The following is a 23,328-nucleotide window of genomic DNA, read 5'->3' as shown; positions in this document are numbered from 1 at the left end:
ATGGCAAGGCGCCCGGCGGACTGAGCGATCAGTCCACCGGGCGCCTCACTTTCTGACAAGGGGTGCGGGCAGCTTGCCAGGGGCGCGGGGCTGTATCCGATCTGCGGCTCCGCCGCGGGGCGCGGCCAGCCCCCACCGGGCCCGCGGCCAAAACACAACCGATGGCATGCTGAACCCACGGAACAAGCAAACGAAGGGCAGGCGAACCATGGCCCAGCCGCCGGCAGGCCTCCGCGCGGACGCCCGCCGCAACTACGAACGCCTCCTCGCAGAGGCTCGCTCCGCCTTCGCAGCACACGGCACGGACACCTCCCTCGAAGACGTCGCCCGCCGCGCCGGCCTCGGCATCGGCACGCTCTACCGCCACTTCCCCAACCGGCACGCCCTGCTGAGCGCGGTCTTCGAGGACGCGGTCAGCGACCTGCTGGCCCGCTCCCGCGACCTGCTGACCGACCCGGAGCCGTGCACCGCGCTGGTGACCTGGCTGCGCGAGATCGTCACGCACGCCGGCGAGTACCGCGGCCTGGCACGGGCGCTCATGTCGGTGTCGCACGACGTCGACTCGGCGCTGGCCAGGTGCAGCAACCCGATGCGGGAGGCGGGCGCGGCCCTGCTCGCCCGCGCCCAGCAGGCCGGCGCCGTGCGTACCGACGTCTCCATCGGCGACCTGCTCCAGCTCACCAACGCCATCGCGCTGGCGGCCGAGGAGACCCCGGACGACCCGGACCTGGCCGACCGCCTCCTGACCCTGACACTGCGGGGTCTGAAGGCCGTACCCGGGTAACCGGCTCGGACGACCCGGTGCCGTACGACGGTCAGCGGCGGCGGAGGTCCGCCACCCGGGCCCGTTCCCGCTCGCGCTCGCCGGGTCCGCCGGGCTGCTCGCCCAGCATCGTGCCGCGCAGCGGATGGCCAGGCGCGCCGCCGGGCAGCTGGCCCCGGCGCGGGTTGGGAAGCGGCACGTCCCGGCGCTGTTGGCGTGTGGGGACCTGCTCACCGCCCTGCGGCCCGTTTCCCGGGGAGTTGCTGCCCGAGCCGGACGATCCGGCCACGGCGATCTGCACCCCCTGGTCGGCCAGGGCCTGGAGTTCCGTACCGGCGCGGTCGTCGTGGACGGGCGGTTCGTCGGTGACGAGGCGGGTGATCACATCCGTGGGCACGGTCTGGAACATGGTGTCCGAACCGAGCTTGGTGTGATCGGCGAGCACGACGACCTCGGCGGCGGCCTGCACCAGCGCGCGGTCGACGGACGCCGACAGCATGTTGGAGGTGGACAGCCCGCGTTCGGCGGTGAGCCCGCTTCCGGAGAGGAAGGCCTTGGACACCCGAAGCCCGTGCAGGGACTGCTCGGCGCCACTGCCGACCAGGGCGTAGTTGGAACCGCGCAGAGTGCCTCCGGTCATCACGACCTCCACTCTGTTCGCGTGGGCCAGCGCCTGGGCCACCAACAGGGAGTTGGTGACGACGGTCAGCCCGGGGACCCGCGCGAGCCGGCGTGCCAGCTCCTGCGTGGTGGTCCCCGCCCCGACCACGATGGCCTCGCCCTCTTCGACGAAGCTCGCGGCGAGGTCGGCGATGGCCGTCTTCTCGGCGGTCGCGAGATGAGATTTCTGCGGAAAGCCGGACTCCCGCGTGAACCCGCCCGGCAATACCGCACCGCCATGCCGGCGGTCGAGGAGTCCTTCTGCCTCCAGTGCGCGCACGTCCCGCCGTACGGTCACTTCGGAGGTCTGGACGACGCGGGCGAGCTCACGGAGCGACACGGCTCCATTGGCACGCACCATTTCGAGGATCAATTGACGACGTTCTGCAGCGAACACGAAACTGACAGTAACCCCAACGACCGTCTGCTTTCAGCAGTTTGCGCCGAATAGCAGAAGTTGTTCGCATGGGCGTACGCGAAGTGGTATACGCGCCTATCTCCCCTGCTTATGCCGCGGGTATGGGCAACAAATCCCCGTGACCAGCGGGAAGTTGCCCCCCTTGTCGCACCCCGGCTGTCAGCCCTCGCCCGCCGCCTTGCGCGTGTGAAGCTGCCGGGCGACCTCCGCGATCGATCCCGAGAGAGAGGGGTAAACAGTGAACGCGTTCGCGATCTGCTCGACCGTCAGATTGTTGTCGACAGCGATCGAGATCGGGTGGATGAGTTCGGAGGCGCGCGGCGACACGACACACCCGCCCACGACAATCCCGGTGCCCGGCCTGCACATGAGCTTGACGAAACCGTCCCGAATGCCCTGCATCTTCGCGCGCGGATTGCGCAGCAACGGCAGTTTGACGACCACGGCGTCGATCTTCCCGCCGTCGACATCGGCCTGGGTGTAGCCGACGGTGGCGATCTCGGGGTCGGTGAAGACGTTGGAGGAGACGGTCTTGAGGTTGAGCGGGGCCACCGCGTCGCCGAGGAAGTGGTACATGGCGATACGGCCCTGCATGGCGGCGACGGACGCGAGGGCGAAGACGCCGGTCACGTCACCGGCGGCGTACACGCCCGGGGCGGTCGTCCGCGACACCTTGTCGGTCCAGATGTGCCCGGAGTCGCGCAGCTTGACCCCGGCCTCCTCCAGGCCCATCCCGGCGCTGTTGGGAATCGCGCCGACGGCCATCAGACAGTGCGAGCCGCTGATGACCCGCCCGTCGGAGAGGGTGACCTCGACCCGGTCGCCGACCCGCTTGGCGGACTCGGCGCGGGAGCGGGCCATGACGTTCATACCGCGGCGCCGGAAGACCTCTTCGAGGACGGCGGCGGCGTCGGGGTCCTCGCCCGGCAGCACACGGTCGCGCGACGACACGAGGGTCACCTTCGACCCGAGGGCCTGATAGGCGCCGGCGAACTCGGCTCCGGTGACACCGGACCCGACGACGATGAGCTCCTCGGGCAGCTCGGTGAGGTCGTAGACCTGGGTCCAGTTGAGGATGCGCTCACCGTCGGGCTGCGCGTCGGCCAGCTCGCGGGGGTGTCCGCCGGTGGCGATCAGGACGGCGTCGGCGACGAGCGTCTCCTCGCTGCCGTCCACGGCCCGTACGACGACCTTCCGGGAGCCGTCGATGGCCTGCATGCCGTCGAGCCGCCCGCGCCCGCGCAGGACGCGCGCGCCGGCCCGGGTGACGGAGGCGGTGATGTCGTGCGACTGGGCGAGGGCGAGGCGCTTCACCCGTCGGTTGACCTTGCCGAGGTCGACACCGACGACGCGGGCGGCCTGCTTGTCGGGTGGGGTGTCGTCGGCGACGATGATCCCCAGCTCCTCGTACGAGGAGTCGAAGGTGGTCATCACCTCGGCCGTGGCGATCAGGGTCTTCGACGGGACGCAGTCGGTGAGCACCGACGCCCCGCCCAGACCGTCGCAGTCGACGACGGTCACCTCCGCGCCGAGCTGCGCTGCCACCAGCGCCGCTTCGTAGCCGCCGGGTCCGCCACCAATGATCACGATCCGAGTCACATACCCCATTGTCCCGTACGCGCCGAGGTGCCGACGCCCCGGGGCCGCCACGAGGGTTCGGGGACAGGCACCGGGGAGACCGCCGACGGGTCCGGCGCGGGCGAGGACGGGACATCTGTACGGGTACGGAAGGGGCGTGTGCTGCCGGAGTGACGGCCGTGTCCGCTGCCGTACTCTCGATCCATGTCGCTCTACGCCGCCTACGCCGGCAATCTCGACGCGCGGCTCATGACGCGCCGCGCACCGCACTCGCCGCTGCGCGCCACCGGCTGGCTGACCGGCTGGCGGCTGACCTTCGGCGGCGAGCACATGGGCTGGGAGGGCGCCCTCCCGACGATCGTCGAGGCACCGCGCTCCCAGGTCTTCGTCGCCCTGTACGAGATCGCCCCGCTCGACGAGGACTCGCTGGACCGCTGGGAGGGCGTGGGCCTCGACATCTACCGCCGGATGCGGCTGCGCGTCGACACGCTGGAGGGCGAGGAACCGGCGTGGGTGTACGTCCTCAACGGGTACGAGGGCGGCCTGCCGTCGGCCCGGAACCTGGGCGAGATCGCCGACGCGGCGGAGTCGGCCGGTGCACCGCACGACTATGTGATGGAACTGAGAAAACGTCCCTGTTGAGCCCTCCCCGGGCCGCCTCCGCCCCTTGTATGGAAACGACAAGACAACGATCCCCATCCCGTAACCTCCGTCATCTACGCGCGTAGGCTCGAACCGGATACGCTCATGCGCGTGAACGCATCTCTTCTTCCGGACGACATCCAGGGCGACCCCTACTCCGCCGCCGACGCCGCTGCCGCGCGCCTGCGGGAGCTCACGGGCGCCGAGACCCACGACGTCGCCCTCGTGATGGGCTCCGGCTGGGCACCGGCCGTGGACGCCCTGGGCGACCCCGAGGCCGAGTTCCAGGTCACCGAGCTGCCCGGCTTCCCGCCGTCGGCGGTCGAGGGCCACGGCGGCAAGATCCGCTCGTACCGGATCGGTGACAAGCGCGCGCTGGTCTTCCTGGGCCGCACGCACTACTACGAGGGGCGCGGCGTCGCGTCCGTGGCGCACGGTGTCCGTACCGCCGTGGCCGCCGGCTGCAAGACCATCGTCCTGACCAACGGCTGCGGCGGTCTGCGCTCCGACATGCGCCCCGGCCAGCCGGTCCTGATCAGCGACCACATCAACCTCACGGCGACGTCCCCGATCGTCGGCGCGAACTTCGTCGACCTGACGGACCTGTACTCGCCGCGGCTGCGCGCCCTGTGCAAGGAGATCGACCCCAGCCTCGAGGAGGGCGTGTACGCCCAGTTCACGGGCCCGCACTACGAGACGCCGGCCGAGATCCGGATGGCGCGGGTCATCGGCGCGGACCTGGTCGGGATGTCGACGGTGCTGGAGGCCATCGCGGCGCGCGAGGCCGGCGCCGAGATCCTGGGCATCTCGCTGGTGACGAACCTCGCGGCGGGGATGACGGGCGAGCCCCTGAACCACGAGGAGGTCCTCCAGGCGGGCCGCGACAGCGCGACGCGCATGGGCTCCCTGCTGGCCCAGGTCCTGGACCGCCTGTAACACCTGCCGGCCCCTACCCGTCCCCGGCATACTCCAGCCCGTCCGGCGTTTGAGGACGAGCGCCTTCAGCGCGAAGGGGGGTCTGGGGGCGCAGCCCCCAGGTTCAGGACGGGACGGGTAGGGGCGGCGGGGGCGAGAACAACGGACCCGCACCCGACCACGCACCGCACCACCCCGCCCCACCACAACGAGAGGCATCCGACGTGCACGACGACGAACTCATCGCACGCGCCAAGGCGTGGCTGGCCGAGGACCCCGACGCCGAAACCCGTGAGGAACTCGCCAAGCTCATCGACGCCCAGGACCTCCCCGAACTCACCACCCGCTTCAGCGGCACCCTCCAGTTCGGCACCGCGGGTCTCCGAGGCGAACTGGGCGCCGGCCCCATGCGCATGAACCGTTCGGTCGTCATCCGTGCCGCCGCCGGCCTCGCCGCGTATCTCAAGGCCAAGGGTCAGACGGACGGCCTCGTCGTCATCGGCTACGACGCCCGCCACAAGTCGGCGGACTTCGCGCGGGACACCGCCGCCGTGATGACCGGCGCCGGTCTCAGGGCGGCCGTCCTCCCCCACCCCCTCCCCACCCCCGTACTGGCGTTCGCCATAAGGCATCTCGGCGCCGTCGCGGGCGTGGAGGTCACCGCCAGCCACAACCCGCCCCGCGACAACGGCTACAAGGTGTACCTGGGCGACGGTTCCCAGATCGTCCCGCCGGCGGACGCGGAGATCGCCGCCGAGATCGCCGCCGTACGCACCCTGAACGACGTACCGCGCCCGGAATCCGGCTGGGAAACCCTCGACGACACCGTCCTGAACGCCTACCTGGCCCGTACGGACGCCGTTCTCACCCCCGGCTCCCCCCGTACCGCCCGCACGGTCTACACCGCGATGCACGGTGTCGGCCGGAACACCCTCCTCGCGGCCTTCGCCCGGGCCGGTTTCCCCGCCCCCGAGCTGGTCGCCGAACAGGCCGATCCCGACCCGGACTTCCCGACCGTCGCCTTCCCCAACCCGGAAGAGCCCGGTGCGATGGACCTCGCCTTCGCGAAGGCCCGCGAGACCAGTCCGGACCTGATCATCGCGAACGACCCGGACGCGGACCGCTGCGCGGCGGCCGTACCCGTTCCCGGCGCCGACTGGCGCATGCTGCGCGGCGACGAGGTCGGCGCCCTCCTCGCCACCCACCTGGTCCGGCACGGAGCGCGGGGCACGTTCGCCGAGTCGATCGTCTCCTCGTCCCTCCTCGGCCGGATCGCCGAGAAGGCCGGTCTGCCGTACGAGGAGACCCTCACCGGCTTCAAGTGGATCGCCCGTGTCGACGGCCTGCGCTACGGCTACGAGGAGGCCCTCGGCTACTGCGTGGACCCCGAGGGCGTACGCGACAAGGACGGCATCACCGCCGCGCTCGCCATCACGGAACTCGCCTCCGAGCTGAAGGCCGAGGGCCGTACGCTCCTCGACCTGCTCGACGACATCGCGGTCGAGCACGGTCTGCACGGCACGGACCAGTTGTCGGTCCGCGTGGAGGACCTGTCGGTCATCGCCGACGCGATGCGCCGGCTGCGCGAGCAGCCCCCGACCAGCCTCGCGGGCCTGCCGATCACGAAGGCCGAGGACCTGACCCGGGGCACGGAGACGCTCCCGCCCACGGACGGCCTGCGCTACACGCTCGACGGCGCGCGCGTCATCGTCCGCCCGAGCGGTACGGAGCCCAAGCTGAAGTGCTACCTGGAGGTCGTCCTCCCGGTGCCCACGCACGCGGATCTCCCGGCCGCCCGCGCGAAGGCGACGGAGCTGCTGGAGACGATCAAGCGCGACCTCTCCGCGGCGGCGGGCATCTGAGCCGCAGCCGGCCGGCCGTACAGGAATCCCTCACCAAGTCCCTCACCCTCGATGGGGTGCCCCCGACCGGAGGCACCCCATCGAGTGATTTGCGCACGCTCGCTGACGCGCGCTCCACCGCGGCCCCCGGCTCCGGGGAACGGTGACCGGGTACCGCCCGTCGCCCGTCGCCCGTACCTGGAGCCGCCCCGTGTCCTCGACGGTCACCCGGCCGAAGCCCGTCCCGCCCCCCACAACCCCCACAACCCCCACGATCACCGCCCCACCGACCCGGCGCCCCTTCCCGGCCCTCCAGGCCCGCCGCCTCCTCCGGGCCTTCCGCCACGCGGCCCCCGCCCTCATCACCTACACGGCGGTCCGCGTCACCGGCCTGTTCCTCCTCGCCCTCTGGGCGCACCGCCGGCACCACGGCGTCTGGCCGATCCTGGCCACCCAGTGGGACGCCGACTGGTACCTGGGCATCGCCGACCACGGCTACCCGCACACCCCGGGCAACGCCCACGACTCGGGCAGTCTGGCCTTCTTCCCGCTCTACCCGGCCCTCGTCAAGGCGCTCGCCTTCCTCACCCCGGGCACCCGGGCCAGTACGGGTCTCGCCCTAGCCGTCGTCGCGTCGCTCGTCGCCGCGTGGGGGGTGTTCGCCGTCGGGGAGCGCCTGTACGACCGTCGGACGGGCATCGTCCTGGCCACGCTGTGGGCCGCGTTCCCGGTGGGCGCGGTCCAGTGGATGGGGTACACGGAGTCCCTGTTCACGGCGCTGGCGGCCTGGTCGCTGTACGCGGTGCTGACCGGCCGCTGGCTGTGGGCGGCCTCGCTCGCGGTCCTCGCCGGGCTGACCCGCCCCACCGGGGTCGCCGTGGCCGCAGCCGTGTCGCTGACGGCACTCCTCACCCTTCTCCGCCGCCGCTCCCCCGCTCCCCGCGTCCTCACGGCGGCCCTCCTCGCCCCGCTCGGCTGGCTCGGGTACGTCGGCTGGGTGGGCCTGCGACTGGGCCGCTGGGACGGCTACCTCGCCGTACAGCGCCTGTGGCGCCAGGACATGGACGGGGGCGCGCTGACCCTGCGCAGAATGCGTGAGCTGCTTCTGTACGACTCGACGCCCGAGCTGTTCCTGGTGATGGTGACCGCGGTCCTGCTGGGGGCTGCCTGCCTCTTCGTCATGTCGGTGTGGGACCGCCAGCCCCTACCGCTCCTCGTCTTCACCGGCGTCCTGCTGGCGATCGTCCTGGGCAGCGGCGGCGTCTACTACCCCCGCGCCCGCTTCCTCGTCCCGGCCTTCCCGCTGCTGCTGCCCCTCGCCGTCCATCTGGCCCGTGCCTCCCGCCGCTTCCGCGCGTGCGTGATCACGGCGGCGGTGGCGCTGTCGGCGTACTGCGGCGCATACATGCTCCTGGTCTGGCCGAGTGCGCCCTGAGGTCTGCCCGGCGGACCATGCCGGAGGCTCCGGGCCCGGCACGCCCGGTGCCACGCCTCAGCGTGCCGCCACCAACGTCACCATCCACGCCCCGGCCAGTACCGCGGCCAGTGGCCAGAGCGGCCGTCCCCGTTCCGCCGCGCCGCTCTCGCCGGTCGGCCGCAGGTCGGCGTCGAGGCGCATGGCGGTCAGTTCGGCGGCCAGGGCGTCGTACGGATGGGTCAGCCCCAAGCGTCGCTGGAGCCGGCCCCAGCGGGGCGCGGAGACCGACCAGATGCCGTCCTGCCACTCGATCTTCAGCTCCAGCGAGCGGCGGCGTACGAGACGGAGGTCGTCCCAGGGCACGTGTCGGGGCCCGCGCAGCCCGTTGATCCAGATACCGGACCGGTCGGCGGTGACGCGCCAGGCGAGCTTCATGGGGACGGCGGCCGCGCAGAACAGCCCGAACAGGGGGAGGGCCACCAGCTTCCACGTCGCGAGGTCGGGCTCGTAGAGCCAGCCCAGGGGCAGCCACAGGAACCACAGCACGACAAACGCGGTGGCCAGCCAATCCAGCCACCCCGCCCGCCACCACCGCACCTTGCCGGTGACCGCCCGCTGCTCGACCAACTCCCGGCCCTGAAGCTCCAGTTGGATACTGTCCGCGGCGTGTTCGCGGTGCCGTGCGACCCGCCTGCGACTCGCGTCCGGCGACAGCGGCCGGACCGGTCCCGCCGACCACTCCGTCAGCGGCGGCTGCTCGGGATCCTCGTCGGCGCTGACGACGAGCACTTCGGCGCCGTCGAAGGGAGCACCGTAGAGAACGGCTTCCCGGACCGGCCCGAGCGTGTCGTCGTCGAGCCCGAGAAGCACCCGCCGAAGCTCGTCGTCTCCGTCCCCACCGGCCGGGTCGTCCCCGTCCCCCTCGTCGTCGTCATCGTCGTCGTCCTCGTCGAAGGAGGTGAGGTCGACGGTGAACAGGGGCCGCTCGGCGGCGAGATCGTCGGCGGCGTACACCTCCGTACCGCCCTGCGCGTCGTCCCGTACGAGGACGCGCAGCACCGGCACCGGAGCTCCGCGCAGCGCGCCCGCCCGCTGCCGGCCGAGCCGGGCCGAGGCAAGTGCGGTCGCTCCCAGACCCGCCAGGAAGACGGTGACGACCCAGGCGCCCTCCTGGTCCTGGGCCGAGCCCCAGAGGCCGGCGGTGCCCCCGGTCAGCGCGCCGAGCGCGAGTACGACGAACCCCAGCGCGAACAGCAGCCGCCCACGCCGTACGGGGGCATCGGCGCCCGGCACGAACACGGCGACGCCCCCGGCGGCCTCCACGGCCCGTTCCAGCTGCTCACCGCGCGCCCGCAGCCGTACGGCCACGACGGCCCAGGAGCCCAGCACGACCAGCACTCCGAAGCCGGTCAGCGCCCACGACTTCGAGGAGGCCTCCGCGGCGAGGGCGAGCAGCAGCAGGGGCGCGCCGACCCACACGAGCTCGGGCCGCGCGAGCACCCACAGCACGTACACCGCGAACCCCGCCGCGACGAACGGCCACAGGCCACCGGCCATCGCCACCAGGGCGCCCACGCACAGCACGAGGGTGGCGATGCCGGCCGCGACCGAGCGGCGCACCCGCAGGAAGGTCCAGCGCGGCGGCAGCGCGGCCGACCAGCCTGCCGCGCGAGCGGTGGTCCAGTCCTGGCAGCCGTCGGGTATGGAGGCGGAGGGCAGCCGCAACGACTCGTCGGGGAAGGCCACGCGGGTCAGCCGACCGCGAGCAGAATCGCCAGCAGGACCGCACCCGCGGCAGCGGGCGCCATGATCTCGTACGCCCATTTCACGGTCACCTCGCCCTGTGAGGTGGCCGCCTTCTCGCGGGCCTCCCACAGCTGGCCCAGGTCGTCCATGATCTGGTCGTTCTGGGCGCGGGTGGGGCCGGGCGGGATCAGGGGCATCCGTCCGCCGCGGCCACCGGCCTCGCGGGCCTCACGCATCTTGGCCCGGTTGGCCCGCTTGCGGGCGCGCAGCGAGACGGGGACGGCCCAGAGCTGGTACTTGGCGCCGGACTCGGCGACGACCTCGTTCGAGAAGCCCGACCGGAACCCGGCGACGGACCCCCAGGGCAGCACGACGACCCGGAACGGGTTGCGCACGCGCAGCCGGTGGTCGTTGGCGAGCACGACGGGCCGCAGCGTGAAGGCGATCACCAGCGGTACGGCGAAGAGCAGCGTGGCGAGCGCCAGCCACGGGGTCCGCCCGTGGCCGACGAACAGCGCGTCACCGCCGAGCCAGCCCGCGAGCCCGAGCAGCATCACGCCGGCCACGAGGGAGGAGGGTGACCGGTAGGCCCGGTCGGGAGACACGGGTTGCGCAGGGCCCTGCGCGGGCGACGGGTGGTCCGGGGTCGTCATGCCCCCGATTCTGCCCGACGCCTCGAACACCGCCCGCGCACGGTCCCGCCCCCACCGGAGTTCCCGGCACCCGAACGGTCCCGGCCCGGCCGCTTCACCCCTGCCCCACTCGCCTCCTTTCCGCTGATTCCTCGGGCTGTACAGCCGCTACGCGCGTAGATATGCTCGGCTTGTGACCATGCCCACCACTGCATCAACCGCACTCCCGCTCAAGGACGTGACCGCGTCCGACAGCACGCTGCGCCGCTACCTTCACGGGCTGCCCGGCGTCGACGCGGTCGGCCTGGAGGCGCGCGCCGCCTCCCTCGGCACACGTTCCATCAAGACGACCGCGAAGGCGTACGCCATCGACCTGGCCATCTCGATGGTCGACCTGACGACGCTGGAGGGCGCGGACACCGCCGGCAAGGTCCGGTCGCTCGGCGCCAAGGCCGTCCGCCCCGACCCGACCGACCGCACGGCCCCCGCCACGGCCGCGGTCTGCGTCTACCCCGACATGGTGGCCGTCGCGAAGGAGGCCGTCGCCGGGTCCACCGTCAAGGTCGCCTCCGTCGCCACCGCCTTCCCCGCGGGCCGCGCCGCGATCGGCGTCAAGCTGGCCGACGTACGGGACGCCGTCGCCGCCGGTGCCGACGAGATCGACATGGTCATCGACCGGGGCGCCTTCCTCGCGGGCAACTACCTGAAGGTGTACGAGGAGATCGTCGCCGTGAAGGAGGCCTGCGGGGCGTCCGCCCGGCTCAAGGTCATCTTCGAGACCGGCGAGCTGTCGACGTACGACAACATCCGGCGCGCCTCCTGGCTCGGCATGATCGCCGGAGCCGACTTCATCAAGACGTCCACCGGCAAGGTGGCCGTGAACGCGACGCCCGCGAACACCCTCCTCATGCTGGAGGCCGTACGCGACTTCCGCGCGCAGACCGGCGTCCAGGTGGGCGTGAAGCCGGCCGGCGGCATCCGCACGACCAAGGACGCGGTGAAGTTCCTGGTCGTGGTCAACGAGACCGTGGGCGAGGACTGGCTCGACAACCACTGGTTCCGCTTCGGCGCCTCCTCGCTGCTGAACGACCTGCTGATGCAGCGCCAGAAGCTGGCCACCGGCCGCTACTCCGGCCCCGACTACGTGACGGTGGACTGATCACCATGACCATCGAGAAGCGGTCATCCGCATTCGAGTACGCACCGGCGCCCGAGTCCCGCGCCGTCGTCGACATCGCCCCCTCCTACGGCCTGTTCATCGACGGCGAGTTCGTGGACGCCGCCGAAGGCAGGGTCTTCAAGACCATCTCCCCCTCCACCGAGGAGGTCCTCTCCGAGGTCGCGCAGGCGGGCGAGGCGGACGTCGAGCGTGCCGTGAAGGCCGCCCGCAAGGCCTTCGAGAAGTGGTCGGCACTCCCGGGCGCGGAGCGCGCCAAGTACCTGTTCCGCATCGCCCGCATCATCCAGGAGCGCTCCCGCGAGCTCGCCGTCCTGGAGACCCTGGACAACGGCAAGCCCATCAAGGAGACGCGCGACGCGGATCTCCCCCTGGTCGCGGCCCACTTCTTCTACTACGCGGGCTGGGCCGACAAGCTCGACCACGCCGGCTTCGGCGCAAACCCCAGGCCGCTGGGCGTCGCGGGCCAGGTCATCCCCTGGAACTTCCCGCTCCTGATGCTCGCCTGGAAGATCGCCCCGGCCCTGGCGACCGGCAACACGGTCGTCCTGAAGCCCGCGGAGACCACTCCCCTCTCGGCGCTGTTCTTCGCGGACATCTGCCGCCAGGCGGGCCTGCCCAAGGGCGTCGTCAACATCCTTCCCGGGTACGGCGACACGGGCGCCGCGCTCGTCGCGCACCCGGACGTCAACAAGGTCGCCTTCACCGGATCGACGGCCGTCGGCAAGGAGATCGCGCGCACGGTCGCGGGCACCCGCAAGAAGGTCACCCTCGAACTGGGCGGCAAGGGCGCCAACATCGTCTTCGACGACGCCCCCATCGACCAGGCGGTGGAAGGGATCGTCACAGGGATCTTCTTCAACCAGGGCCAGGTCTGCTGTGCGGGCTCCCGGCTCCTCGTACAGGAGTCGATCCAGGAAGAGTTGCTCGACTCGCTCAAGCGCCGCCTGTCCACGCTCCGCCTCGGCGACCCGCTGGACAAGAACACGGACATCGGCGCGATCAACTCCGCCGAGCAGCTCGCCCGGATCACCTCGCTCGTCGAGGCGGGCGAGGCGGAGGGCGCCGAGCGCTGGTCCCCGGCCTGCGAACTCCCGTCCTCCGGCTACTGGTTCGCCCCGACGCTCTTCACGAACGTCACCCAGGCGCACACCATCGCCCGCGACGAGATCTTCGGCCCGGTCCTCTCGGTCCTCAGTTTCCGCACCCCGGACGAGGCCGTCGCCAAGGCCAACAACACCCAGTACGGCCTGTCGGCGGGCATCTGGACCGAGAAGGGTTCGCGGATCCTCGCCGTGGCGAACAAGCTTCGCGCCGGCGTCGTCTGGTCCAACACGTTCAACAAGTTCGACCCCACCTCGCCCTTCGGCGGCTACAAGGAGTCGGGCTTCGGCCGCGAGGGCGGTCGCCACGGCCTGGAGGCGTACCTCGATGTCTGACCCCCGAGTGGACACACGACTGTCCGTCTTCAAGACCTACAAGCTGTACGTGGGCGGGAAGTTCCCGCGTTCCGAGAGCGGCCGGGTGTACGAGGTGAGCGACGCGAAGGGCAACTGGCTGGCGAACGCGCCCCTGTCCTCCCGCAAGGACGCCCGTGACGCGGTCGTCGCCGCGCGCAAGGCGTTCGGCGGCTGGGCCGGGGCCACGGCGTACAACCGGGGTCAGATCCTCTACCGCGTCGCCGAGATGCTGGAGGGCCGCAGGGAGCAGTTCGTCCGGGAGGTCGCGGACGCCGAGGGCCTGTCGAAGCCGAAGGCCACCGCCCAGGTGGACGCGGCGATCGACCGCTGGGTCTGGTACGCGGGCTGGACCGACAAGATCGCCCAGGTGGTGGGAGGCGGAAACCCTGTCGCAGGCCCCTACTTCAACCTCTCCTCCCCCGAGCCGACCGGTGTGGTCGTCGTCCTCGCCCCCCAGGAGTCGTCGTTCCTGGGCCTGGTGTCGGTGCTCGCCCCGGTGATCGCCACCGGCAACACGGCGATCGTGATCGCCAGCGAGAAGTCACCGCTTCCCGCGCTCTCCCTCGGCGAGGTCCTGGCCACCTCGGACGTACCGGGCGGAGTCGTCAACATCCTCTCCGGCCGTACGGCGGAGATCACGCCGTCGCTGGCCGCGCACCAGGACGTCAACGCGATCGACCTGGCGGGCGCGGACGAGGTCCTCGCGAAGGAGCTGGAGATCGCGGCGGCCGACAACCTCAAGCGCGTTCTCCGTCCACAGACTGTGGACAACGCGCAGTGGTTCGCGACCCCGGGCACCGAACGCATGACCGCCTTCCTGGAGACGAAGACGGTCTGGCACCCGACGGGTTCACTGGGCGCGTCGGGATCCTCCTACTAGGCCGGCCGCAGGCCGCCTGGTAGGGGCGCGGGGAACTGCGCGACCAGCCACAACGCACTCGCGCCCGGCAACGGTCAGCAGTTCCCCGCCCCTCCCCCGCACATCAACCGCACATCAACCGCCCACGACCCCCAAGGCCTCCCCCAGCACCGGAATGCGCCCGATCGACTGCGCCTGCGCAACAGGCCCGGTCACCATCTGCGAAGCAACCGGCTGGAAGTCGGCGAGCTGGGTGCCCACGCCGTTGTCGAGCGGGTCGACGCCCGTACCGGCGAGGGGGTTGGGCTTGAGGCCCTGGACCGCGCCCGTGACATAGCCGACCGAGCCGGTGAGCGCCGCCAGGCCCGACTGCGGGTCGATCCGGCCCAGCGAGGTGGTGGGGTTCATGCGAATGGCGTCCACCGCGGGTCCGCCCTCGGCGGCGGAGGCCGTCGCGGCACCCGCCCCCAGGGCAGCGCCGGTGGCCGCAAGGGCGATCAGGGCGCGCTGGGCGGTCTGGTTCTGGGTGGACGTACGTCGTGCCATGACTGGTGGCCGCCTTCTGGTGCGCCGGGTAATCGGATCGACACGTAGGGTAGTTGAGGTGTGACGCACCTTTCAAAGCCGACCCGCGGGGTCGGCAGGTGGGCGCCCGATGCCTCACACTGGTGTCTCGTGACCTCCCACCCGTCCATACCCACGCGAGTCGTGCTGCTCTGCGGCCCTTCAGGCTCCGGCAAGTCCCTCCTCGCGGCCCGTTCCGGTCTCCCGGTCCTGCGGCTCGACGACTTCTACAAGGAGGGCACCGACCCGACGCTGCCTCAGGTCCTGGGAAGCACCGACATCGACTGGGACCACCCCCAGTCGTGGGACGCGGAGACGGCGGTCACCGCGATCACCGAGCTGTGCCGCACAGGTCGCACGAACGTCCCGGTGTACGACATCTCGCTGAGCGCCCGTACGGGCGAGGAGAGCGTCGAGATCGGCCGGACCCCGCTGTTCATCGCGGAGGGCATCTTCGCCGCCGAGATCGTCGCGCGCTGCCGGGAGGAGGGCGTCCTCGCGGACGCGCTCTGTCTGAGCCGGGGGCCGGCCCGGACGTTCCGCCGGCGCTTCCTGCGGGATCTGCGCGAGGGCCGCAAGTCGGTGCCGTTCCTGCTGCGCCGCGGCTGGCGGCTGATGCGCGCCGAGCGCTCCATCGTGGCCCGCCAGACGGCCCTGGGCGCCCACGCGTGCGACCGGGACGAGGCCATGGGCAGACTGGCGGACGCGGCGGCCGACCGCCGTACACAGCCGAGCACGGCGGCCTGACCTCCGTACACGCAACACACGTACACGAAACGCACGCACGCACGCACGCACGAAAAGCGGGACTGGATGGACCCCCCGGCCCTCCAGTCCCGCTTCTTTTGTGCTTCCCCCGTGTGGTGCCACCCCCGCGGCCCCCCAGCCCCGGTGGTTCCCCCCGTTTACCACTTCCCCCGTCTACCGCTCCCCCGTTGAGCGGTGCTTCCCCCACACCCTCAGGCGACAAGCTCCCCGAAGGATTCCTCCTCGTCACGGCCGAAGCTGAGGACCTCGTCCTCACGCATCCGGCGGAGCGACCGCCAGATGCTGGACTTCACCGTGCCGACACTGATGTCGAGGATCTCCGCGATCTCCGGGTCCGTGCGGCCCTCGTAGTAACGAAGGACCAGCATGGTGCGCTGGAGTTCGGGGAGCCGGGCGAGCGCCTGCCACAGGACCGCGCGCAGTTCCGTGCCGCGCATCGCGTCCGTGTCGCCGGCCGTCTCCGGCAGTTCCTCGGTCGGGTACTCGTTCAGCTTGCGGCGACGCCACGCGCTGATGTGCAGATTCGTCATGGTGCGGCGGAGGTAGCCCCCGACCGCGGCCTTGTCGCTGATCCGCTCCCAGGCGCGGTACGTCGAGAACAGCGCGCTCTGGAGCAGGTCCTCGGCCTCGAAGCGGTCGCCGGTGAGGTGGTAGGCGGTTGCGTACAGGGAGGCGCGGCGCTCCTGGACGTAGGCGGTGAACTCCGCCTCCGACAGCGAACGACGCTCCCCCGTGGACTCCCTGTACGCGGCCCCCGTTAGCCCCGCCTCTTTCGTGGCGGTGCTGCCGCTTCCCCCCGTGTGTGCGTCAACCACCGACATGTACGTGGTGTGCTGACGCCCGGTGCCGCGAACGCACCCCCGCCCGTTCACGGCACCGGACTTCTCGGTGGTCCGGGTGACGTCGTGCAGACGCGTGATCACTGCGTTCGCGCTTGTGCTGTGCAGCGTGCTCATCTCGCGCCCCCCGTCGTGGACTTACCGTCTTCGGCTTGGTTCGTGGTGCTTCCTTGCCTGTGCCGAGAACTCTGCCCAAGCCACTTCATGACGGTGTCCGCCGACTGTCACAGGCGTGCAACAGGGCCACTTCTCAGGAACAGCACGGCGAACAACACAGGAAGGTCACAGAGTGACGCGGTAGAGGCCCACCGACACCCCGAAATCGCCCGACAAGCACCTGACAGTCGCAGCCCGGCCCGGCCATGGGCCAGAATGCATCCGTGCCTTCCCTGTTGCTGATCGAGGACGACGACGCCATCCGTACGGCCCTGGAGCTGTCTTTGACCCGCCAGGGCCACCGGGTCGCCACCGCTGCCACCGGTGAGGACGGTCTGAAGCTGCTGCGTGAGCAACGGCCGGATCTGATCGTCCTGGATGTGATGCTGCCCGGCATCGACGGATTCGAGGTGTGCCGACGCATCCGGCGCACGGACCAGCTGCCGATCATTCTGCTCACCGCGCGCAGCGACGACATCGACGTGGTGGTCGGGCTGGAGTCCGGCGCCGACGACTATGTCGTCAAACCGGTGCAGGGGCGGGTGCTCGACGCCCGTATCCGGGCCGTACTGCGGCGCGGGGAGCGGGAGTCCAACGACTCGGCGACCTTCGGTTCCCTGGTCATCGACCGGTCGGCGATGACGGTGACGAAGAACGGCGAGGATCTGCAGCTGACGCCGACCGAGCTGCGGCTGCTCCTGGAGCTGAGCCGGCGGCCCGGCCAGGCGCTGTCCCGGCAGCAGTTGCTGCGGCTGGTCTGGGAACACGACTACCTGGGCGACTCGCGGCTGGTGGACGCATGTGTGCAGCGGCTGCGCGCCAAGGTCGAGGACGTGCCGTCGTCGCCGACGTTGATCCGTACCGTCCGCGGGGTCGGCTACCGGCTGGACTCGCCTCAGTGACGAAACCGCAGGACAAGCTCCGTGGCTGGGCCGCGGCACGCAAGGCGATACTTTCCGGGCTGCGCTTCACGAGCCTGCGGCTGCGGCTGGTCGTGGTCTTCGGCCTGGTGGCGCTGACGGCCGCCGTGTCGGCGTCCGGGATCGCGTACTGGCTCAACCGCGAGGCGGTGCTCACCCGTACGCAGGACGCGGTGCTGCGCGACTTCCAGCAGGAGATGCAGAACCGCGCCGGCGTGCTGCCGCCCCATCCCACGCAGGACGAACTCCAGCACACGGCGGGCCAGATGGCCGCCAGCAGCCAGCGGTTCAGTGTGCTGCTGGTCGCCGAGGACGAGAGCGGACGGACGGTCGTCGGCAACTCCGGGGCGCTGGACCCCTTCTCCCTGGCGGACGTGCCCCAGTCGCTGCGTACGGCGGTCGGCAAGGAGCAGTCGATCACCTCGAACAACAAGTACCCGTACCACCTCTACTGGCAGCGGGTCATAGACGGCGACAAGCCGTACCTGGTCGCCGGCACGAAGGTGATCGGTGGCGGTCCGGCCGGCTACATGCTGAAGTCGCTGGAGCCCGAGGAGAAGGACCTCAACTCGCTGGCCTGGTCACTGGGCATCGCCACCGGCCTCGCGCTGATCGGCTCGGCGCTGCTCGCGCAGGCGGCCGCGACGACCGTACTGAAGCCGGTGCAGCGTCTCGGCATCGCGGCCCGGCGGCTCGGCGAGGGGAAACTGGACACGCGGTTGCGGGTGTCCGGCACGGACGAACTGGCCGACCTCGCCCGGACGTTCAACCACACGGCGGAGGCGCTGGAGACCCGGGTCGCCGACATGAGCGCCCGCGACGAGGCGTCGCGGAGGTTCGTGGCGGACATGTCGCACGAGCTGCGTACACCGCTCACCGCGATCACCGCCGTCACGGAGATCCTCGAAGAGGAGCTCGACGCGGAGACCGGCAGCGTCGACCCGATGATCGAACCGGCGGTACGGCTGGTGGTGAGCGAGACCCGGCGGCTCAACTCCCTGGTGGAGAACCTGATGGAGGTCACCCGCTTCGACGCGGGCACCGCCCGGCTGGTCCTCGACAACGTGGACATCGCCGACCAGATCACGGCCTGCATCGACGCCCGCGCCTGGCTGGACGCGGTCGAACTGGACGCCGAGCGCGGCATCATGTCGCTGCTCGACCCGCGCCGCCTGGACGTCATCATGGCCAACCTCATCGGCAACGCCCTCAAGCACGGCGGCTCGCCGGTACGGGTGTCGGTGCGCGCGTCCGACAACGATGCGGACAACGATGCCGACGGCGACCTGCTGATCGAGGTGCAGGACCACGGTCCGGGCATTCCCGAGGACGTCCTGCCGCACGTGTTCGACCGCTTCTACAAGGCGAGCGCCTCCCGCCCCCGCTCCGAGGGCAGCGGGCTCGGCCTGTCCATCGCCCTGGAGAACGCGCACATCCACGGCGGCGAGATCACCGCCGCCAACTCCCCGAAGGGCGGCGCGGTGTTCACCCTGCGGCTGCCCAGGGACCCGTCGGCACTGACGGAGACACCGGCCGAGCCGGACGGCGCGAACGGCAACGGGGAGGGCGCGTGACGCGCGTACGGGGTGTACAGGGCGTACGAGGTGCGCGGGGCGCACGCCGCTGGCCGGCCGTTCCGCTGCTCGGGGTGCTCGCCGTGCTGCTCACCGGATGCGGGATCCGGGCCACCGAGGTCCCGACGGACTTCGGTCCGGCGCCCTCCCGCGTCCCGTGCTCCCTCTCCGACGTCGCCGACTCCTCCGCACCGGACGTCGCCGCGGAGACGACCGCGGGCGTCCCGGTCCGGGTGTTCCTCCTGTGCGCCTCCCAGTTGGTGACCGTCGACCGGGCGGTGCGTGTCCCGGACGGGACGGCGGAGGCGGAGCGGCGCGTGCTGGTGGCCCAGGGGCTGCTGGACGAGCTGGCCAGGACCCCGTCGGCCAACGAGACCGGGGCCGGCTACACGACGGACGTACGCGGCGGGATGAGCGTGGACGGCCCCGGCCCGGGGGACCCCAAGGACGCCCTGCGCCTGAGCACCTCCCCGGCCGATCTCGCGTCGTACGCCCTCGCCCAGATCGTCTGCACGTTCTCCGACTCGGCCGCCGCCGAGGGGGACGGCTCCGTCGTCCTGGGCGGCCCGGACACCGACCCCCTGCGCCGGTACACGTGCACACCGGAGGTCCGTTCCCGGCCGGGGGCGCAGGTGCCGCCGTCGTCGGGCGTGGACGGCGGCTGAGCGCTGAGCGCCCCTCAGGGGCACGAGGAACTGCGCGACAAGCCCCCACCGACCCGCGGCCGAAGAGCCGTCCGTTCCCCGGAGGGCACCGCACAGGCCCCCGTGTGGCACACGACTCACTCGCCTGAACGGGGGCAACCCGGAACCGATCGTGCCGATGGCCGCGTCTTGGGGGACGTGCAGCGTCTTGGCTCGGTCGGCGAAAGTGCCGCCATTCGCATCCGTACGGCGGGAGGTGTCCTCCTCGTCGCCCATCTCGCGCTCGTCGCCTGGATCACGCTGCGTCCGCTCGACGTCCCGTGGCAACTGCCCGCCAACCTGCAGCCCTTCGCGGGCATACGGGCCGATCTGACCCTCGGCTGGCAGGAGGCGGCCCGGCGTATCGCGGAAGGGCTCGCGCTGCTGGCTCCGCTGGGTGTGCTGCTGCCGATGGCGGGCGGGCGGCTCGATGTCTCCCCGCTCGCCTCGCTCGTCCGTACGGTCATGGCCGGTGCCCTGATCTCGCTGGGCATCGAGCTGTTGCAGACCGGCGTGCCCGGTCAGGTCGTGGACGTCGACTCGCTGCTCCTGAACACGGTGGGCGTGGGCCTCGCGCATGTCGCCGTGGTACCCGCCGTACGGTCCTGGCTCCGCCGCAGGAGTGACCGCAGACGCCTGGCGGCCGTCCGCACGGAGGACGCGACTCAGGGTAGGACCCCGACGATTCCCAGGGTCGGGATCGCCCCGTAGAGCGACGCTTCGTCCGTTGTGCGTCCGTAACGTCGAGTGCAGATGAGGCGACCGGAAAAGGCCGGTCCTCTCACCGGACTCACCGAGGAGACGCCATGACCGCCCTTGCCCGCCCCACCAACGGCCGCATGATCGGCGGAGTGTGCGCCGCGCTGGCACGGCGCTTCGGCACCTCCGCGACGACGATGCGCGTGATCTTCGTGCTCTCGTGTCTGCTGCCCGGCCCGCAGTTCCTGCTCTACATAGCCATGTGGATCCTGCTGCCCTCCGAGAAGTACGAGAACAAGGCCCACGCCGCCTGGTAGACGGCACCCGGACGACCCGCTGGTACGCCGATGGGGCGCACCCCCGGCAAAGGGGTGCGCCCCATCGGCGCGTTCACGGGGTGGGTCAGCCGAGCGGAATGCCGTTCACCGGGAGGCCGTGCGTGGGCAGACCCTGGAGCGGGAGACCGCCGAGCAGACCGGCGACCGGCGCGGTCGGGCCCTCGGACACCAGCTTCGAGACGGCAGGCTGCGCGGCGGCAACGCCGGCGCCGACCGCGCTCTGCCCCTGGGCCACGGCCTCGGCGGCACCCGGCAGCGCCTTCGACGCGCTCTCCACGGGCAGCGTCTGGGTCACGGAGCCCAGCGCGGCGGAGTCCGGGAGGGCGGGCAGGGCCGGGGCGGCGTTGGCGGCACCCGCACCCGCCGCGGCGAAGGCGGCACCGAGAGCGGCGACACCGAGGGTCTTGGCAGCAGACTGCTTCATATTGAATGCGTCCTTGAATGCGAGACGGGGATGTGAGCGGTCCACGACCGTAATCACGAGAAGCCGCCCGCCGCAAACATCGAAAAGCGGTCGAGTCGCACCGACCCGACCGCTTCCCGGACCCCCGGATCAGTCCTGCGTCTCGACAGAACCGCTGGTGGAGGCGGTCTGCCGGAACAGCCATTCGGATTTCAGCTCGGCATATCCGGGCTTGATGACGTCATTGATCATCGCCAGTCGTTCATCGAAAGGAATGAATGCTGACTTCATAGCATTGACCGAGAACCATTGCAGGTCGTCGAGCGTGTAGTCGAATGCTTCGACAAGATGCTCGAATTCCCGGCTCATTCCGGTACCCGACATCAGCCGGTTGTCGGTGTTCACGGTCGCGCGGAAGTGCAGCTTGCGCAGCAGCCCGATGGGGTGCTCGGCGTAGGAGGCGGCGGCTCCGGTCTGGAGGTTGGAGCTGGGGCACAGTTCGAGGGGGATGCGCTTGTCCCGCACATAGGAGGCCAGGCGGCCGAGTTTCACCGAGCCGTCCTCCTGGACCTGGATGTCGTCGATGATGCGCACGCCGTGGCCGAGCCGGTCGGCGCCGCACCACTGGAGGGCCTGCCAGATGGAGGGGAGCCCGAAGGCCTCGCCGGCGTGGATGGTGAAGTGGTTGTTCTCGCGCTTGAGGAACTCGAACGCGTCGAGGTGCCGGGTGGGCGGGAACCCGGCCTCGGCACCGGCGATGTCGAACCCGACGACGCCCAGATCGCGGTACCGGTTCGCCAGCTCGGCGATCTCCAGGGAGCGGGCGGCATGCCGCATCGCGGTGAGCAGGGCGCCGACCCGGATGCGGTGACCGTTCTCCCGGGCCCGCCGCTCACCTTCCCGGAAGCCCTCGTTGACGGCCTCAACGACCTGTTCGAGGGTGAGCCCCGCTTCGAGGTGCTGCTCGGGCGCGTACCTCACCTCGGCGTAGACGACACCGTCCTCGGCGAGGTCCTCGGCGCACTCGGCGGCGACCCGGAAGAGGGCGTCGCGGGTCTGCATGACGGCGCAGGTGTGGGCGAAGGTCTCCAAGTACCGCTCCAGGGAACCGGAGTCGGCGGCGTCGCGGAACCAGGTGCCGAGCTTGTCGGGGTCGGTCTGGGGCAGCTGGGTGTAGCCCGTGTCGCGCGCCAGGTCGACGATCGTGCCGGGGCGCAGGCCGCCGTCGAGATGGTCGTGCAGCAGGACCTTGGGGGCACGGGCGATCTGGTCCGGGGTGGGACGGGGGCTCGGGGTGCTCACGCCGGACGCGCTCTGGGCCGTCTTCTGACTCGTCGTCCGATCACTCTGGCTCGTCATTTCCGCACTCTAACTCCTACGCGCGTAGATCACCTGTCCCGCTTCTCTCTTTCTTCTCTCATTTCTCCCCGCCCTCGCCTGTACGTTTCCGCCGATACGTAACGGTGACCGCGAGGACGGGTGGCGTACACCCGTGCTTCTGACACTGTTCTGTCATGGCACACCAAGTGACGCCGGTACGACAGGCCCGGCTCGGAAAGGCGTTGGGCCCGGAGCCGACGTCGGTCAGCGGCGTGGTCCTGCTGCTTCCCGGCGGTGACGAGGTATCGACCCGCAGGCCGTCGCCGATGCTCGCGGCCGCCTCCGTAAGGACGTTGGGCCGCCGGCTCGCCCGCGCGGGCCGTACGGACGGACTGGCCGTGCACGTCGTCCACTACCGCTACCGCGGCTGGAACGGCAGCGAGGCGCAGCTCGCGCACGACGCGCGATGGGCCGTCGACGAGGTCGTACGACGGTACGGCGACGTCTCCGTGTGCCTCGCCGGAGTCGACATGGGCGGCCGGGCGGCGCTGCACGCGGCGGACCACGAGGCCGTCAACTCCGTACTGGCGCTGGCGCCCTGGCTGCCCGAGGAGGATGTGGCGGCGCCGCCTGAACCGGTACGGCAGCTGACCGGACGGCGGGTGCTGATCGTGCACGGCACGAACGACGCACGCACCGATCCCGAACTGTCGTTCCGGTTCGCGGCGCGGGCGAAGAAGGCGAACCGGGACATCTGCCGGTTCGAAGTGCACTCGGACGGGCACGGGTTGCATCAGTACCGGCAGGAAGTGCACGCGCTGGCCGAGGACTTCGCGATGGGGGTGCTGTTCGGGCGGGGGTTCTCCCGGCCTGTGCAGGATGCGCTCATGGCTCCGCCGCCGCTGGGGTTGAGGATGCCGTTGGCTGCGGGGTTCGGGCGGTCTTTGCGGCGGTAG

General features: G+C 71.1%; 23 protein-coding genes. 15 read left to right on the top strand and 8 right to left on the bottom strand.

What is annotated here, in order from left to right; all coding sequences use genetic code 11:
• Positions 1-208: 208 nt before the first annotated feature.
• Entirely contained in the window at positions 209-784 is a 576-nt protein-coding gene (locus OHN74_RS27850; RefSeq protein WP_327697318.1) for a TetR/AcrR family transcriptional regulator, read from the top strand.
• Between the two features lie 31 nt (positions 785-815).
• Here the strand turns inward: OHN74_RS27850 and OHN74_RS27845 are convergent, their stop codons facing one another.
• On the bottom strand, positions 816-1,820 hold the full coding sequence (locus OHN74_RS27845; protein WP_327697317.1) for a DeoR/GlpR family DNA-binding transcription regulator: 1,005 nt from the start codon (positions 1,818-1,820) through the stop codon (positions 816-818).
• A 180-nt stretch (positions 1,821-2,000) separates the two neighbouring features.
• Positions 2,001-3,449 carry an NAD(P)H-quinone dehydrogenase gene (locus OHN74_RS27840; protein WP_327697316.1) on the bottom strand — a complete coding sequence of 483 codons (1,449 nt, stop codon included), beginning with the start codon at positions 3,447-3,449 and terminating at the stop codon, positions 2,001-2,003.
• A 174-nt stretch (positions 3,450-3,623) separates the two neighbouring features.
• Here OHN74_RS27840 and OHN74_RS27835 point away from each other — a divergent pair, with 174 nt between their 5' ends.
• The 4 genes from OHN74_RS27835 to OHN74_RS27820 all read left to right on the top strand — a co-directional run bounded on the left by OHN74_RS27835 (position 3,624) and on the right by OHN74_RS27820 (position 8,252).
• Entirely contained in the window at positions 3,624-4,061 is a 438-nt protein-coding gene (locus tag OHN74_RS27835) for a gamma-glutamylcyclotransferase (RefSeq protein WP_189150331.1), read from the top strand.
• 111 nt (positions 4,062-4,172) lie between these two features.
• On the top strand, positions 4,173-4,997 hold the full coding sequence (locus tag OHN74_RS27830) for a purine-nucleoside phosphorylase (RefSeq protein ID WP_327697315.1): 825 nt from the start codon (positions 4,173-4,175) through the stop codon (positions 4,995-4,997).
• A 203-nt stretch (positions 4,998-5,200) separates the two neighbouring features.
• Entirely contained in the window at positions 5,201-6,838 is a 1,638-nt protein-coding gene (locus OHN74_RS27825) for a phospho-sugar mutase (RefSeq protein ID WP_327697314.1), read from the top strand.
• A 190-nt stretch (positions 6,839-7,028) separates the two neighbouring features.
• Positions 7,029-8,252, top strand: a complete 1,224-nt coding sequence (locus OHN74_RS27820) for a hypothetical protein (RefSeq protein ID WP_443060461.1) — start codon at positions 7,029-7,031, stop codon at positions 8,250-8,252.
• Between the two features lie 57 nt (positions 8,253-8,309).
• Here the strand turns inward: OHN74_RS27820 and OHN74_RS27815 are convergent, their stop codons facing one another.
• Positions 8,310-9,980 (bottom strand): hypothetical protein, encoded by a 1,671-nt coding sequence (locus OHN74_RS27815; RefSeq protein WP_327697313.1) that lies wholly within the window; start codon positions 9,978-9,980, stop codon positions 8,310-8,312.
• Positions 9,981-9,985: 5 nt separating this feature from the next.
• Positions 9,986-10,633 (bottom strand): PH domain-containing protein, encoded by a 648-nt coding sequence (locus tag OHN74_RS27810; protein ID WP_327697312.1) that lies wholly within the window; start codon positions 10,631-10,633, stop codon positions 9,986-9,988.
• Positions 10,634-10,811: 178 nt separating this feature from the next.
• Between OHN74_RS27810 and deoC the strand changes: the two genes are divergently transcribed.
• The 3 genes from deoC to OHN74_RS27795 are packed head-to-tail and all read left to right on the top strand — an operon-like array spanning position 10,812 to position 14,129.
• Positions 10,812-11,771, top strand: a complete 960-nt coding sequence (gene deoC, locus OHN74_RS27805) for a deoxyribose-phosphate aldolase (protein WP_164408067.1) — start codon at positions 10,812-10,814, stop codon at positions 11,769-11,771.
• 5 nt (positions 11,772-11,776) lie between these two features.
• Positions 11,777-13,228 (top strand): aldehyde dehydrogenase family protein, encoded by a 1,452-nt coding sequence (locus OHN74_RS27800; protein WP_327697311.1) that lies wholly within the window; start codon positions 11,777-11,779, stop codon positions 13,226-13,228.
• On the top strand, positions 13,221-14,129 hold the full coding sequence (locus OHN74_RS27795; protein WP_327697310.1) for an aldehyde dehydrogenase family protein: 909 nt from the start codon (positions 13,221-13,223) through the stop codon (positions 14,127-14,129). Before OHN74_RS27800 ends, OHN74_RS27795 begins: the two co-directional genes overlap by 8 nt.
• 114 nt (positions 14,130-14,243) lie before the next feature.
• Here OHN74_RS27795 and OHN74_RS27790 read toward each other — a convergent pair whose 3' ends face one another.
• A complete protein-coding gene (locus tag OHN74_RS27790; RefSeq protein ID WP_327697309.1) occupies positions 14,244-14,654 on the bottom strand; it encodes a hypothetical protein in 411 nt (136 codons plus the stop codon).
• Between the two features lie 60 nt (positions 14,655-14,714).
• On the opposite strand from OHN74_RS27790, the gene OHN74_RS27785 reads away from it, so the two are divergent.
• Positions 14,715-15,419, top strand: coding sequence for a uridine kinase family protein (locus tag OHN74_RS27785; protein WP_327697308.1), 705 nt, complete (start codon positions 14,715-14,717; stop codon positions 15,417-15,419).
• Positions 15,420-15,631: 212 nt separating this feature from the next.
• Here the strand turns inward: OHN74_RS27785 and OHN74_RS27780 are convergent, their stop codons facing one another.
• Positions 15,632-16,396, bottom strand: a complete 765-nt coding sequence (locus OHN74_RS27780) for a SigE family RNA polymerase sigma factor (protein ID WP_327697307.1) — start codon at positions 16,394-16,396, stop codon at positions 15,632-15,634.
• A gap of 263 nt (positions 16,397-16,659) precedes the next feature.
• On the opposite strand from OHN74_RS27780, the gene afsQ1 reads away from it, so the two are divergent.
• The 5 genes from afsQ1 to OHN74_RS27755 all read left to right on the top strand — a co-directional run bounded on the left by afsQ1 (position 16,660) and on the right by OHN74_RS27755 (position 20,628).
• Complete coding sequence (gene afsQ1, locus OHN74_RS27775) at positions 16,660-17,337, top strand: two-component system response regulator AfsQ1 (protein ID WP_318323702.1); 678 nt, start codon at positions 16,660-16,662, stop codon at positions 17,335-17,337.
• Positions 17,235-18,929, top strand: coding sequence for an ATP-binding protein (locus OHN74_RS27770; RefSeq protein WP_443060460.1), 1,695 nt, complete (start codon positions 17,235-17,237; stop codon positions 18,927-18,929). The genes afsQ1 and OHN74_RS27770 overlap by 103 nt, the downstream gene beginning before the upstream one ends.
• Complete coding sequence (locus tag OHN74_RS27765; protein WP_443060459.1) at positions 18,926-19,594, top strand: hypothetical protein; 669 nt, start codon at positions 18,926-18,928, stop codon at positions 19,592-19,594. Before OHN74_RS27770 ends, OHN74_RS27765 begins: the two co-directional genes overlap by 4 nt.
• Before the next feature lie 177 nt (positions 19,595-19,771).
• Entirely contained in the window at positions 19,772-20,323 is a 552-nt protein-coding gene (locus OHN74_RS27760; RefSeq protein WP_327700303.1) for a VanZ family protein, read from the top strand.
• A gap of 95 nt (positions 20,324-20,418) precedes the next feature.
• Positions 20,419-20,628 (top strand): PspC domain-containing protein, encoded by a 210-nt coding sequence (locus OHN74_RS27755; RefSeq protein ID WP_164322241.1) that lies wholly within the window; start codon positions 20,419-20,421, stop codon positions 20,626-20,628.
• A gap of 85 nt (positions 20,629-20,713) precedes the next feature.
• On the opposite strand, the gene OHN74_RS27750 is transcribed toward OHN74_RS27755, so the two are convergent.
• Positions 20,714-21,073, bottom strand: coding sequence for an ATP-binding protein (locus tag OHN74_RS27750; protein WP_327697305.1), 360 nt, complete (start codon positions 21,071-21,073; stop codon positions 20,714-20,716).
• Between the two features lie 129 nt (positions 21,074-21,202).
• Positions 21,203-22,411: an adenosine deaminase gene (locus OHN74_RS27745; RefSeq protein ID WP_327697304.1), complete on the bottom strand. Its 1,209-nt coding sequence runs from the start codon at positions 22,409-22,411 to the stop codon at positions 21,203-21,205.
• 155 nt (positions 22,412-22,566) lie between these two features.
• On the opposite strand from OHN74_RS27745, the gene OHN74_RS27740 reads away from it, so the two are divergent.
• Positions 22,567-23,328, top strand: coding sequence for an alpha/beta hydrolase (locus OHN74_RS27740; protein WP_327697303.1), 762 nt, complete (start codon positions 22,567-22,569; stop codon positions 23,326-23,328).

Source organism: Streptomyces sp. NBC_00459 (genome assembly GCF_036013955.1).
Classification (GTDB): domain Bacteria; phylum Actinomycetota; class Actinomycetes; order Streptomycetales; family Streptomycetaceae; genus Streptomyces.
This window is presented reverse-complemented; position numbering and strand designations above follow the sequence as displayed.